Origin of the sequence: Methylovirgula sp. 4M-Z18 (assembly GCF_037890675.1) — a bacterium.
Lineage (GTDB): Bacteria > Pseudomonadota > Alphaproteobacteria > Rhizobiales > Beijerinckiaceae > 4M-Z18.
In genome coordinates, this window is sequence record NZ_CP149574.1 from 857,182 (window position 1) to 870,134 (window position 12,953).

Below are 12,953 nucleotides of genomic sequence, written 5' to 3' on the forward strand. Positions count from 1 at the left end.
CTTTTTTGCTACCAGACTTCCCTCTGACGGATCCCCTTAACTGGACGCTTAAACCCGCGTCCCTCCAACGACCACTGGAACAGCGATGACCGGCACGAACGAAGATTATGTCTATGACGAGGCAACCGGCGAGTGGCGGCCGGCCTCGGAAATGGCGGCCGCCGCCGAGCCCGCGCAACGCGTGGTGCGCGATGCCGCCGGCAACGTTCTCGCCGATGGCGATACGGTCACGCTCATCAAGGATCTGAAGGTCAAGGGCACCAGCCAAACCCTCAAGCAAGGCACGGTGATCCGCTCGATCCGCCTCACCGACAACGAGGAAGAGATTGATTGCCGCCATGACGCGATCAAGGGGTTGGTGCTGCGGACGGAGTTTGTGCGTAAGCGGTGATGTTGATGTCCGGGGGACCTCATAATTTTAACTGACGTGAATCTCACCGGCCCTTAAGGCGAGCGGCACTGAGTGAAGGCACTCATGCCGCGTGCGAGATCGGCAAGGTCGGGGGGCGGCATTTGCGTCGGGGCGCTGCCTTGCGTCATCGCGATTCGTTTGCTTTCCAGAAAGCTGGCTGCAACATTACCTTTGATGGCGAAATTGACATTCTGCGGGATGTCTCCGTTCGTCGCGGCCATGATTTTCAAGACGTTGAGTTCGGCCGAGACAATCCCCACGACATTGCCGTTCTGATCGAGCAGGGGGCCACCGGAATTACCTCGCTGAACCGGCGTAGAGATCTGAATGTTCGCGCATCTCGAAATTTTTGCACTTGAATTCTCGAGCTGTGAGCGAGCTTCCCCGAGTGTTTCATCTATGCTTTGCAAGCATTACATTTGCTGCATGTAGACTTATACCAAAAGCATCGCTTGCCTCCGTCGCAGAAGAAAATCCCTTTACGAGGGCTCTTGGTGCCATTAAAAATCCGGCAAATGTATCTGCTTGCCATTCGGCATCCCTATATATTGGGTCATTGTCAGAACTGGCTCTGGCAAAGGAAATTTCGTGGTGCATAGCATAGTGGCCTAATTCATGAGCCGCAGTAAATCTTGCCCGACCATCTCCGTTACAGGCAGCATCGTATACATCACGACGTAAAATTATCGTGTGATGCCCGGGGAGCACTCGCCCTTCGTCGCGACCCATTTCTTGTTCGTCCCAGATCTCAAAAGAATATTGCGCTTCGATCTTAGGCAGGCCAAATTCGAGAATTTCTATAATCGGCAGTTTAGATATATCTGTAAGCCCGAAAAATCCCCTGACATTATTTGCTAGTGTTTCTATAATGTTTCGAGAAAGAGGAGGGACTAATATACCTCTCCTTTTACGTTTAAATGGAATTTCTCCCTCTAAGGATTTGAGAAATGTTTTTCTCAACTCCTTTAGAAGCGCATCTGGTAATTCATCCGCTTGCCGAGCAAAACCGGCCACGAGTTCACGTCCGCCGGGCGACAGGTGCCCAACTTTAATTTCAGTCGAAGTCTTGTCTTTAGCCGAGGCAAGTTGCTGAATCTCCGTCTCGGAAAGACGCAGAGCCTTAGTGACGATATCAATAAACCCCTCAGGGATCGGCTTACGCCCAGTTTCAACCGCAGAAATCATCGCGGTGCTCTTGCCGATCTTTTCGGCGAGATCAAACAGGCGCATTTCGTGATCGATTCTCAGTTTGCGAAGCGCCGCCCCAAATGGAGTGAGTTTTGACATTGCCCTATCCTTTAGGCCTTCCAGCCGCGTCTAGATCTAGCACAGCGGAAGTATGGTTTCAACAAATTGTATCAAAATTCAACCTATATGGTTCAATAGCTATTGACTTGAGGATTAATGCATGCAAACTACGATTAAACGCAAAAAAGCGCGGGTATCCCCGCGCTTTTGGCCACGTAGCTGAACTGGAGTCCCTGAGAAAGACAATCAGCACCCGATTTGTAATCGGGAGAATGTGGGTTCGAGTCCCACCGTGGCCACCATAAATTATATCAAATTTGCATTTTGTCTAGGATTTTTTGGTAAATAAGAACAAAAAAAGAACTTGACCGAGGGAACAAATCGCGTACATCTTTATTTCTGCAACGGCATTGCACGTTGGGGACCAAACTGCCAGATAGGAAAGCAAAGATGTCGCAAGCGAATCTCCGCCTCGTGGAAGGATCATCCGTGGACAAAACCAAGGCGCTCGACGCCGCGCTTTCCCAAATCGAGCGGGCCTTCGGCAAAGGCTCGATCATGCGGCTTGGCAAGAATCAAAAGGCGGTCGAAATCGAAACCGTGTCGACCGGGTCGCTCGGCCTCGATATCGCGCTCGGGGTCGGCGGGTTGCCGCGCGGCCGTATCGTCGAGATTTACGGGCCGGAAAGCTCGGGCAAGACCACTCTGGCCCTGCACACGATTGCCGAAGCGCAGAAAAACGGCGGCGTCTGCGCTTTCGTCGATGCCGAGCATGCGCTCGATCCGGTCTATGCCCGGAAATTGGGCGTGAACCTGGAAGATTTGCTGATTTCCCAGCCCGACACCGGCGAGCAGGCGCTGGAGATCACCGACACGCTGGTGCGGTCCGGCGCGATCGACGTGCTCGTGATCGATTCGGTCGCGGCGCTCACCCCGAAGTCGGAAATCGAGGGCGAAATGGGCGAGGTGCAGCCCGGCCTGCAGGCCCGTCTGATGAGCCAGGCCCTGCGCAAGCTCACCGCCTCGATCTCGCGCTCCCGGACGATGGTGATTTTCATCAATCAGATCCGCATGAAGATCGGCGTGATGTATGGCTCGCCCGAAACCACGACCGGCGGCAATGCGCTGAAATTCTATGCGTCCGTGCGCCTCGACATCCGCCGCATCGGCGCGATCAAGAACGGCGAGGAAGTGGTCGGCAACCAGACCCGCGTGAAAGTGGTCAAGAACAAGGTGGCGCCGCCGTTCAAGCAGGTCGAATTCGATATCATGTATGGCGAGGGCGTTTCGAAGATGGGCGAACTCGTCGATCTTGGCGTCAAGGCCGGGGTGGTGGAAAAATCCGGCGCCTGGTTCTCCTTCGACAGCCAGCGCCTCGGTCAGGGCCGCGAGAACGCCAAAGCATTCCTGCGCGCCAACCCCGATGCGGCGGCGAAGATCGAACAGGCGATCCGCGAAAACGCCGGCCTCATCGCCGATCGCATTCTCGACAATGCCGATCCGGCGGATGGGGACGATTGAGCAAGGTTGCGATAAGGGTCGCGCCGGCGGTCGGAGCCGAGCTTCGACACTTACGGGGTGCAAGCGATTAACTGCTTGTTAACACCCGTCTCGACAGGCTCGCCTCCTCCCTTTAGAACAGGCCCGGAATCCGGTTTCCGGGCCTTTTGTATGTGCCTGCGCCAAACGCAGGAAAAGGGAAATAGCGATCCATGAGCGGCGTGAACGAAATCCGGTCCACTTTTCTCGATTATTTTGGCCGTCACGGCCATGAAATCGTCCCGTCCTCACCGCTGGTGCCGCGCAACGACCCGACGCTCATGTTCACCAATGCCGGCATGGTGCAGTTCAAGAACGTGTTCACCGGCGTCGAGAGACGGGCTTACAACCGCGCCACCACCGCGCAAAAAGTGGTGCGGGCGGGCGGCAAGCACAACGATCTCGACAATGTCGGCTATACCGCGCGCCACCACACGTTCTTTGAAATGCTGGGCAATTTCTCGTTCGGCGATTATTTCAAGGAACAGGCGATCCATCACGCCTGGACGCTGGTGACTAAGGATTTCGGCCTCAGCCCGAAGCATCTGCTCGTCACCGTCTATCACGAGGACGACGAAGCGGCCGAACTTTGGCGCAAGATCGCGGGCTTCCCCGATCACAAGATCATCCGCATCCCGACCTCGGACAATTTCTGGCAGATGGGCGACACCGGCCCCTGCGGCCCTTGCTCCGAGATCTTCATCGACCAGGGCCCGGCGCTGCAGGGCGGCCCGCCCGGCAGCCCGGACGAGGACGGCGACCGCTTCCTCGAATTCTGGAACCTCGTGTTCATGCAATTCGAGCAATTGCCCGGCGGGACCCGCGTGCCGCTGCCCAAGCCCTCGATCGATACCGGCCTGGGCCTCGAGCGCATGGCGGCGATCCTGCAGGGCGTGCATTCGAACTACGATACCGACCTGTTCCGCGCGCTGATCCGCGCCTCGGCGGATGCGACCGGCGTCGATCCGGACGGGCAGAATGCGAGCCACCACCGGGTGATTGCCGACCATTTGCGCGCCTCCTCCTTCCTCGTCGCCGATGGCGTGCTGCCGTCGAACGAGGGCCGCGGCTACGTGCTGCGCCGCATCATGCGCCGCGCCATGCGCCACGCGCAATTGCTCGGCGCGAAAGACCCGCTGATGTATCGCCTCGTGCCGGCGCTGACCCGCGAAATGGGCGCGGCCTACCCTGAGCTCATCCGCGCCGAGCCGCTGATCACCGAAACCCTGAAACTGGAAGAAACCCGCTTCCGCACCACGCTGGCGCGCGGTCTCGCCATTCTCGACGAGGAAGCGCGCACCCTGGTGCCAGGCGCCAAGCTCGATGGCGAAGTCGCGTTCAAGCTCTACGACACCTATGGCTTCCCGCTCGATCTGACCGAGGACGCGCTGCGCCTGCGCCAGATCGGCGTCGACACGGACGTCTTCCGCGCGGCCATGGAGCGCCAGCGCGAAGAGGCACGCAAGGGCCGCTTCTCGTCCGGCGAAACCGCGACGGAGACGATCTGGTTCGGCCTCAAGGACAAGGTCGGCGCCACCGATTTCCTCGGCTATGAAACCGAGAAGGCCGAGGGCGTCGTCACCGCGATTCTGACCGCGGGGGCGGAAGCGCAAGTCCTGAAGGCTGGCGAAACCGGCCTCGTCCTGCTCAACCAGACGCCGTTCTACGGCGAATCCGGCGGTCAGGTCGGCGACACCGGCCTGTTCGTCGGCGCATCGTCCCGCGCCCGCGTCACCAACACGCAAAAGAAGCTGGGCGATCTCTTCGTCCACGAGGTGAGCGTCGAGGAGGGCGAGCTCAAGGTCGGCGACGCGCTCGAACTCATCGTCGATCATGCCCGCCGCACCGCGATCCGCGCCAACCATTCGGCGACCCACCTTTTGCACGAGGCGTTGCGCCAGGTGCTCGGCGATCATGTCGCGCAGAAGGGCTCGTTGGTCGCGCCCGACCGTTTGCGCTTCGACTTCGCCCACCCCAAGCCGATCTCGCCGCAAGAGCTCGATGAAGTCGAGGCCATCGCCAATCGCATCATCCGCCAGAACGGCGAGGTGGTGACGCGGCTGATGGGCCAGGAAGACGCGATCAAGTCGGGCGCCCGCGCCCTGTTCGGCGAGAAATACGGCGACGAAGTGCGCGTCGTGTCCATGGGCGTGAACGACGACGAGGGCGAAATCGGCTCACCCTATTCGGTCGAATTGTGCGGCGGCACCCATGTGCGCCGCACCGGCGACATCGGCCTGCTCAGCATCGTCTCCGAAGGCGCGGTCGCGTCGGGCGTGCGGCGCGTCGAGGCGAAGACCGCCGAAGGCGCGCGCCTGCATCTGGCCGATGAATCGAAGCGCCTGCGCAATCTCGCCGATCTGTTGAAGGCGCCGGTCGATGATGCGGAAAACCGTGTCGCCGCGCTTATCGAGGAGCGCCGCAAACTGGAGCGCGATCTCGCCGATGCGCGCAAGAAGCTCGCCATGGGCGGCAGCAGCAATGCGGGCGATTCCGCAACGCGCGACGTTGCCGGCGTCAAGCTCTTTGCCCGCGTGGTCAGCGGCATCGAGATGAAGGATTTGAAATCTCTCGCTGACGAAGCCAAGCAAAGCGTCGGCTCGGGCGTCGTCGCCATCGTCGGCATCGGCGAGGACGGCAAGGCCGGCGTGGTGGTCGGGGTCACGAGCGATCTCACCGCGCGCTTCAATGCGGTCAATCTGGTGCGCGTCGCCTCCGAAAAGCTCGGCGGCAAGGGCGGCGGCGGCCGCCCCGACATGGCCCAGGCCGGCGGCCCGGACGGCGCGCAAGCCGAAGCCGCATTGCAAGCGGTGGAAGCCGCCATGGCGGCGTGACGGTTTCGCTTGCGCCGAACATCGTCATTCGCGCCTTTGGCGCGGAGGACGATCTGCAAGCCGTTCTCGATCTTGCCCATCGCGCCTTCGGCGCGATTCCCATGACGCCGCCCTCGGGCGTGCTGCGCGAGACGTTGCAGGATTTTCGCGAGCGGCTCGCCGACCAAGTCTTGCTGATCGCGCGCGAGCGCGATGCGATCGTCGCCGCGGTCTTCTGCGTGCCAAAGCCGCCCGCGCTCTATCTCAACCGCCTCGTCGTCGCGCCGGAGCACCAGCGCCAAGGCCTCGGCCGCGCCATGCTGGAGGCCGCAACGCGCGAAGCGTTGCGGCAGTCGCTCACCAAGCTTTCGTTGAGCGTCCGTATCGCGCTTGCGGGCAACAGAAGCTTTTTCGAATCCTACGGCTTTCGCATCATCGGCGCGCATACCCATCCGGGTTTCTCAGAGCCGACCTCTTACGACATGGAGAAATCGCTCGTTTGATTTTGATCCGAATATCGCATGAGGGCATTGTGCCTGCCGCCCAGCGACTTATGCCAATCGTCGTGAGCGGTAGCGTGTGGCCGTCATAGATGCCCGCGTTTTAGGCTTCTCCCCTTACGTATCGTGATCCGGGTGCTGGCGCGAGGCGAAGCGGGCTTGAATGATGGTGTTGCGGCCCGGCAATTCGTGCAGAGCATCGGCCCAGGGCAGTTTGCTTTGCACGCCGCTGGCGGACACGGGTGGAAAATGCTCCGGCGTGTCGAAGCTGCCGACGGTCAGCCAGATCCCGCCTTCATCGATAACCTTGTAATAAAGCGGTGTGCCGCAGGCATTGCAGAAGCCACGCTCGCCCGCCTCCGACGATTGAAAGCGCGCCGGCGTATCCCGCGTCCAGCGCACGTCGCGCGTCGCGAAGCCGGCAAAGATGCCGAACACATTGCCCATGGCCTTCTGGCACATGCGGCAATGGCAAACCGAAACGCGATGCGGCTCTGCCATACAGGCAAAACGCACAAGGCCGCATTGGCAGCCGCCGGTCAGGGCATGATCGGTCATGGATGCACCTTGAGTTTCAGATCGCTTGGGCGCGGACAGGCGATGTCACGTGCAAGGCGCCTGTCCTGATACGGCAGCGTAGCGCGGCAAACCGCGTTTCGTCCACCCCTGCCGCTTAAGTTGCGTAGACCGCTGCGAAATCGTCAAAGCCCTTTGCTTCGATCGGATTGCCCGACGGATCGCGGAAGAACATCGTGTGCTGCTCGCCCGGCTCGCCCTTGAAGCGCACGCTCGGCTCGAGCACGAAGGCGACATGCGCGGCCTGCAAGCGCTCGGCCAATGCTGTCCAATCGGCAAGCGGCAGGATCACGCCCAGATGCGGCATCGGCACGAGATGATCGCCGACCTTGCCGGTATTGGTGGTGGCAAAGGGCTCACCCAGATGCAGCGAAATCTGATGGCCGAAGAAATCGAAATCGACCCATGTCGCGGTGCTGCGCCCTTCCTTGCAGCCAAGCACGCCGCCATAGAAGCGCCGTGCTTCGTCAAGATCGGTGACGTGATAGGCGAGATGGAAGAGCGAGGGCATGGCAGGCTCCGAAAAAAAACGCGATGAGATTCTTTGCCAATATCCTATGGGACGTTGCGTAGAAAGATCACATAGCCCTGAAAATGCGGATTCTGCACCAAGGTTGCCGGAGCGGACCAATCCGCGCCTTCGGCAAGACCGAGCCGGAAGGGAATGTGCAGGCGGCCAAGGCGTGCGACATAGGCGTCGATATCCGGCACCGTCCGGCGGCCGCGATAGGTTTGGAAGATCACCTCGTCGACCGTGCCGGCGAGGGCATCGAGATCTTCGGGCGTCGCCTGCGAAGCCCAGTCCATCAGCCCCGTGACGCTGAGCTTACAATCGGGCGGCAAGGCGGCGCGCAAATTGCGCAGGAACGCCGCATAGTTTTTCAGATTGCGCGTTGCCGCGTCAAAATCCACCTGGATGCCTTTGACGCTGCCGGGCTGCGCGCGCCACTGGTCCAGCTTGTTGCGGAGCGCGGCAACCATCTCGGGCGGCCAATCGAGACTACGGACACGGTAGCTGAGCCACAGATCCTGAGTATGCGCAGCGGGCATGCCGCCGCCTTGCGCTTTCATGCGCACCTGTCCGCTGCGATCGGCGCCAATTTCTCCCTGCAGCAGATAGACAGTTTTCGCCTGCTGCACCTCCGGCCGCGCCCGCACGCCGGCCCAAAGCCAATAGGAATCGGAATCGGTCGCACGCACGACGGGCTCCGCCATCGCGGGGGAAATGCAGGCGGCCAAGAGGCAAAGGTGAACAAGCCGGGACACGTCTACCAATAATATTGCAGGTCTTGCGCCCACGACGTCGCGGCATATTTGGTCTTCAGTTCGTGGAACCAGGCTTTGCGTTGGGCCTTGTCGACAGCCTTGCCGCCGCACGAATTGTTGCCGACACGCGCATAGCAATAGATGGCGCGGTAAAGCGCATAGGCGCGCTCCTTCTCGGGTGTCGCCGCATCGGCGATCAGATTTTTATAGATCTCGCCGCGCGCGAAGGGCTCGCCGGGAAAGATGGGTTTGGCGCCACCGAGTTCATTGGCGGCCGGAGGCTTGGCTTCAAAGTCGTCAAGCGCGGAGGTGCGGACGAAGTCGCCCAGGCATAACAGGCCGTGGGCCGAACGCGGATTGCGCGCCAGTTCTCCCGCGATCGTTTTGAGATCGGGACACGGATAGGATTCATTCGTGCCGGATTGCAAGAACGTGGCGAGCTTCATCGCTTCCGGCGCCTGATCGTCGTCCGCAGTCAGGTTGGGCGCGGCCACATCCTGCAGAAAGCCGGTATAGTGGCCGCGCGTAATCTCCTTGAATAAGAGGACGAATCGCGCAAGCGCCCGCTCCGGCGGCGTCGATTGCGGATCGGCCACCGCCATGCGCAGCAAAATAGGGCCTGCCGTATGGCGGAGCAGGACCGCGCGGATGCCGAGCGTATCGACGCGAGTGGGTGGCAGAAAGACTTTGTTCGCTGTGCCCGCGCGCTCCCAACTCATCGCGAGGCCAAGCTCGACAGTTTCCTTTTGCCAACGCTGGGTTACGCGCGGCAACAGGGCGCTCCAATGATCCGCTGCTTGCGCGAATTGGCCTTGCGCCATCAACGCCTGGCCGCGCAGGACCTCGCGGCTGAAGCCAAGATAGGGTGGCGATGAAGGCTCCGACGATGCGGACCCGAGCAATTGCAGTGCCGCTGCCGCATCGTGATCGATATAATAAACCCGTGCCGCCTTGAGAAAGGTGAAGAGGGCTTCGTGGCCTGCAAAGTCGGGGGCCTGCGCTTCCAGATCCGCGGCCGAGAACGTTGGCCCGTCCGACCCGCGGTCGCGTAAGAGGGTCAAGTCCTTGGTAGCGAGCAGCAACGGATCGCGAGCGTCCAATTTGGCATCGGGAAGATACTTGGCGTCGATCTCCCGGAGCAGATCGGACGCCTTCAAATTGGCAGATGAGTCGCCAATGTGACTCATCTGCCAGCTATATTCGTTGCCAAGCCGCGCCGTGTCGTTTTGCAGCCAATAAAGCCGCCGCAGCAAGCCGCGCGCCGAGGCCACATATTGGCCGTTTGGATAGGCGGAGAGATAGGTCTTGAATGCGGTCTCGCACGTATCCGCGGACGTACGGTCGGTGAGTTTGGGCTCCGGCGTGCCATCTAGCGCGTCAAAAGCGCCGCGCTGCGCTTTGTTGAGTAAAGTGCGGCCAACCATGTAACCGGCGCTTTCGCGCAGCCAGGTGTTTTGCGCCTTGGCAAGCCGGTTGAAGTGCTCCAATGCAGCATCGAAATTGCCGTCATAAAAGGCCTGCGCGCCCGCAAGATAATCGCCAAAGTCGCGTGCAGCCGGTGAGGTCAGCGTCATCGTCGGCAGCGGGGAGGAGGCTGTTCCATCACCCGGTCCGCCGGCGGCGCGGCATGCAGGATTCAGGCCCGCGCGCGCCGCGATGAGTTGCGTGCGCTCGCTGTCAGACAGGCTGGATTCAGCTTGCGCGGCGCTCGCGAACGCCTGTTGGCCCTTGTCGAACGAAACGCAGCGCGTGCCTTCGTCAGCGCTGAAAACCGAATTCGGTTCGGTTCTGTGGTTGACCGGGGCGTCGTCACCCATGAGGGTGTAGATGGAGTACAATCCCGAGCTGTAGCGTATTCCCTTAATGTTGAAGTTCGGGAACATCATGTAGCTGTTGAGATAATCCTGATCCGCCGTGTCAACGAGCTTCCCCGCCTGCGAGCCAGCATCCATCATCAACATCTGCAGATTGATGCGGGTGTCATTGCCCGGACTGAGAAACGGCAATCCATCGTAGCCGTTGTAGGTCCGTTGATCCAACCCCCATCGCCCAAAGGCGTCGTCGTCGGGCCCGTATCCGCAGGCGCGCGCTGTTTGGGGGGCTAAGGCGAGAACCAAAATGACGCCGATAAGAGAAAGACGCATGGCAGCATCCGTCAAAAGAAAAGGCGGAAGCATATTTGCTTCCGCCTCTGTTGAATGCAACGCCAAATAAGGCTTACGCCATCGCCTTGCGCAGGTTCTCGTCGATCTTGTCGAGGAACCCGGCAGTCGAGAGCCACTTCTGATCGGGGCCGACCAGCAGTGCGAGGTCCTTGGTCATGAAGCCCGATTCCACCGTATCGACGCAGACCTTTTCCAGCGTGTGCGAGAATTTCAGCAGCGCATCGTTGCCGTCGAGCTTGGCGCGATGGGCGAGGCCGCGGGTCCAGGCGAAGATCGAGGCGATCGAATTGGTCGAGGTCTCCTTGCCCTTCTGGTGCTCGCGGTAATGGCGCGTCACGGTGCCGTGCGCGGCTTCCGCTTCCACCGTCTTGCCGTCCGGCGTCATCAGCACCGACGTCATCAGGCCGAGCGAACCGAAGCCTTGCGCCACCGTATCCGATTGCACGTCGCCATCGTAATTCTTACAGGCCCAGACATAGCCGCCCGACCATTTCAGCGCCGAGGCGACCATGTCGTCGATCAGGCGATGTTCGTAGGTGATGCCGGCGGCCTGGAACTGGCTCTTGAATTCGGCGTCATAGACCTCCTGGAACAGGTCCTTGAAGCGCCCGTCATAGGCCTTCAAAATCGTGTTCTTGGTCGAGAGATAGACCGGCCATTTGCGCAGCAGGCCGTAGTTGAGCGACGCGCGGGCGAAATCGCGGATCGAGTCGTCGAGATTGTACATGGTCATGGCGACGCCGGAGCCGGGGAATTTGAACACTTCCTTTTCGATCACGGTGCCGTCTTCGCCCTCGAACTTCACGGTCAGGCGGCCCTTGCCCGGCACTTTGAAATCGGTCGCGCGGTATTGGTCGCCGAAGGCGTGACGGCCGACGACGATCGGCTGGGTCCAGCCCGGCACCAGGCGCGGCACGTTCTTGCAGATGATCGGCTCGCGGAAGATCGTGCCGCCTAAGATGTTGCGGATCGTGCCGTTCGGCGATTTCCACATTTCCTTGAGGTTGAACTCCTTCACGCGGGCTTCGTCCGGCGTGATCGTCGCGCATTTCACGGCGACACCGTATTTCTTGGTCGCTTCCGCCGAGTCGATCGTCACCTGGTCATTGGTGGCGTCGCGGTTTTCCACCGAAAGGTCGTAATATTTCAGGTCGATGTCGAGATAGGGATGGATCAGCTTGTCTTTGATGAAATGCCAGATGATCCGGGTCATTTCATCGCCGTCCATTTCGACGACCGGATTGGCGACCTTGATTTTTTGCATTTTGACCTCTCGGATGAATGACGCGGAGCACGCCGGAAAAGGCTGGAAGGGGAGCTATAGCACCGGGCGAGGGCGGGGGGGAAGGGGGAGGGATTGGGGCTTATCGTCTCGGTTTTTATGTCACGCGGCGTGGCCCCTTTCGCCTCGCTTGCGGGGAGAAGGGGCGCCGCTCGTTGTGGGATTGAAAACCTAATTCGCAAACCGATCCGTCGCCCGGATCAACTGATCCAAAATCCCTGGCTCGGAAAACGCATGCCCCGCGCCCTCGATGAGGTGGAATTCCGCCTCCGGCCAGGCCTTGTGCAAGGCATAGGCATAACGGGCGGGGCAGGGCATGTCGTAGCGGCCGTGGATGATCGTGCCGGGAATGCCGTGCAGGCGCTTGGCGTCGCGCAGCAATTGGCCCTCGTCGAGCCAGCATTTGTGGGTGAAATAATGGTTTTCGATGCGCGCGAAGGCGAGGGCGAAATGGCCGTCGCCGAAGGCGCCCGCAAGGTCTTCGCTCGGCAATAGCGTGATCGTTTCGCCTTCCCAGATGCTCCAGGCCTTGGCCGCGGCAAGCTGCAGGTCCGGATCGGTCCCGGTGAGGCGCTTGCGGTAGGCGGCGATCATGTCGCCGCGCTCCTCCGGCGGGATGAGGGCCTGGAACCGCTCCCATTTATCGGGAAACATTTCCGACACGCCGAATTGGTAATACCATTTGAGCTCGGCCTCGGTCACCGTGTAGATGCCGCGCACGATCAGCGCGCTCACGTGCTGCGGATGCGTCTCGGCATAGGCGAGCGCCAGGGTCGATCCCCACGAGCCGCCGAACACCAGCCAGCTCGAAGCGCCGACCAATTCGCGGAAGCGCTCGATATCGGCGACGAGATGCCATGTCGTGTTCGCGTCCAAACTCGCATGCGGCGTCGATTGCCCGCAGCCGCGCTGATCGAACAGCAAGACGTCATAATATTCAGGGTCGAACAATTGCCGGTGCGCCGGCGAAATGCCGCCGCCGGGCCCGCCATGCAGAAAGACCGCCGGTTTGCCGCCCGGTTTGCCGACGCGCTCGTAATAAATCCGATGCCCGTCGCCGACATCGAGAAATCCGGTGTGATAGGGCTCGATGGGCGGATAAAGGGAACGCAATTCGGACATGAGACGCCTTCAGCTTGCAAAGGTGGGACG

Annotated in this window: 12 protein-coding genes and 1 tRNA gene; 5 read left to right on the forward strand and 8 right to left on the reverse strand. The window is 60.5% G+C overall.

All coding sequences use genetic code 11. The annotated features are described in order from the left end of the window. The first annotated feature begins 85 nt into the window (after positions 1-85). Positions 86-391, forward strand: a complete 306-nt coding sequence (locus V9T28_RS03850; RefSeq protein ID WP_116400926.1) for an alkylphosphonate utilization protein — start codon at positions 86-88, stop codon at positions 389-391. A 53-nt stretch (positions 392-444) separates the two neighbouring features. On the opposite strand, the gene V9T28_RS03855 is transcribed toward V9T28_RS03850, so the two are convergent. After that, entirely contained in the window at positions 445-822 is a 378-nt protein-coding gene (locus V9T28_RS03855) for a trypsin-like peptidase domain-containing protein (protein WP_116400927.1), read from the reverse strand. Beyond that, entirely contained in the window at positions 806-1,699 is an 894-nt protein-coding gene (locus V9T28_RS03860; protein ID WP_116400928.1) for a helix-turn-helix domain-containing protein, read from the reverse strand. The genes V9T28_RS03855 and V9T28_RS03860 overlap by 17 nt, the downstream gene beginning before the upstream one ends. Before the next feature lie 170 nt (positions 1,700-1,869). On the opposite strand from V9T28_RS03860, the gene V9T28_RS03865 reads away from it, so the two are divergent. The 4 genes from V9T28_RS03865 to V9T28_RS03880 all read left to right on the forward strand — a co-directional run bounded on the left by V9T28_RS03865 (position 1,870) and on the right by V9T28_RS03880 (position 6,515). Then, positions 1,870-1,962: transfer RNA gene (locus V9T28_RS03865), tRNA-Thr, on the forward strand. A gap of 148 nt (positions 1,963-2,110) precedes the next feature. Then, entirely contained in the window at positions 2,111-3,181 is a 1,071-nt protein-coding gene (gene recA / locus V9T28_RS03870; RefSeq protein WP_116400929.1) for a recombinase RecA, read from the forward strand. A gap of 191 nt (positions 3,182-3,372) precedes the next feature. Next, the gene (gene alaS, locus V9T28_RS03875; RefSeq protein WP_116400930.1) at positions 3,373-6,033 is read left to right on the forward strand and encodes an alanine--tRNA ligase; all 2,661 of its coding nucleotides are present in this window, start codon (positions 3,373-3,375) and stop codon (positions 6,031-6,033) included. Continuing rightward, the gene (locus tag V9T28_RS03880; protein ID WP_116400931.1) at positions 6,030-6,515 is read left to right on the forward strand and encodes a GNAT family N-acetyltransferase; all 486 of its coding nucleotides are present in this window, start codon (positions 6,030-6,032) and stop codon (positions 6,513-6,515) included. The genes alaS and V9T28_RS03880 overlap by 4 nt, the downstream gene beginning before the upstream one ends. Positions 6,516-6,629: 114 nt before the next feature. On the opposite strand, the gene V9T28_RS03885 is transcribed toward V9T28_RS03880, so the two are convergent. From V9T28_RS03885 to pip, 6 genes are all read right to left on the reverse strand, one after another. Continuing rightward, positions 6,630-7,070 (reverse strand): GFA family protein, encoded by a 441-nt coding sequence (locus V9T28_RS03885; RefSeq protein WP_116400932.1) that lies wholly within the window; start codon positions 7,068-7,070, stop codon positions 6,630-6,632. A 115-nt stretch (positions 7,071-7,185) separates the two neighbouring features. Further along, positions 7,186-7,599, reverse strand: a complete 414-nt coding sequence (locus V9T28_RS03890) for a VOC family protein (protein WP_116400933.1) — start codon at positions 7,597-7,599, stop codon at positions 7,186-7,188. A 44-nt stretch (positions 7,600-7,643) separates the two neighbouring features. Beyond that, positions 7,644-8,288, reverse strand: a complete 645-nt coding sequence (locus V9T28_RS03895; protein ID WP_245424098.1) for a DUF3142 domain-containing protein — start codon at positions 8,286-8,288, stop codon at positions 7,644-7,646. Positions 8,289-8,356: 68 nt separating this feature from the next. Next, complete coding sequence (locus V9T28_RS03900) at positions 8,357-10,498, reverse strand: hypothetical protein (RefSeq protein WP_147306441.1); 2,142 nt, start codon at positions 10,496-10,498, stop codon at positions 8,357-8,359. A gap of 73 nt (positions 10,499-10,571) precedes the next feature. Beyond that, the gene (locus tag V9T28_RS03905) at positions 10,572-11,783 is read right to left on the reverse strand and encodes an NADP-dependent isocitrate dehydrogenase (RefSeq protein WP_116400936.1); all 1,212 of its coding nucleotides are present in this window, start codon (positions 11,781-11,783) and stop codon (positions 10,572-10,574) included. A gap of 189 nt (positions 11,784-11,972) precedes the next feature. Beyond that, positions 11,973-12,923 carry a prolyl aminopeptidase gene (pip, locus tag V9T28_RS03910; RefSeq protein WP_116400937.1) on the reverse strand — a complete coding sequence of 317 codons (951 nt, stop codon included), beginning with the start codon at positions 12,921-12,923 and terminating at the stop codon, positions 11,973-11,975. Between the last annotated feature and the right edge of the window lie 30 nt (positions 12,924-12,953).

Excerpts from the sequence above, each read along its gene's own strand:
- V9T28_RS03850 (WP_116400926.1), top strand. The coding sequence starts at position 86 with ATGACCGGCACGAACGAAGATTATGTCTATGACGAGGCAACCGGCGAG.
- V9T28_RS03860 (WP_116400928.1), bottom strand. The coding sequence starts at position 1,699 with ATGTCAAAACTCACTCCATTTGGGGCGGCGCTTCGCAAACTGAGAATC.
- recA (WP_116400929.1), top strand. The coding sequence starts at position 2,111 with ATGTCGCAAGCGAATCTCCGCCTCGTGGAAGGATCATCCGTGGACAAA.
- alaS (WP_116400930.1), top strand. The coding sequence starts at position 3,373 with ATGAGCGGCGTGAACGAAATCCGGTCCACTTTTCTCGATTATTTTGGC.
- V9T28_RS03885 (WP_116400932.1), bottom strand. The coding sequence starts at position 7,070 with ATGACCGATCATGCCCTGACCGGCGGCTGCCAATGCGGCCTTGTGCGT.
- V9T28_RS03890 (WP_116400933.1), bottom strand. The coding sequence starts at position 7,599 with ATGCCCTCGCTCTTCCATCTCGCCTATCACGTCACCGATCTTGACGAA.
- V9T28_RS03900 (WP_147306441.1), bottom strand. The coding sequence starts at position 10,498 with ATGCGTCTTTCTCTTATCGGCGTCATTTTGGTTCTCGCCTTAGCCCCC.
- V9T28_RS03905 (WP_116400936.1), bottom strand. The coding sequence starts at position 11,783 with ATGCAAAAAATCAAGGTCGCCAATCCGGTCGTCGAAATGGACGGCGAT.
- pip (WP_116400937.1), bottom strand. The coding sequence starts at position 12,923 with ATGTCCGAATTGCGTTCCCTTTATCCGCCCATCGAGCCCTATCACACC.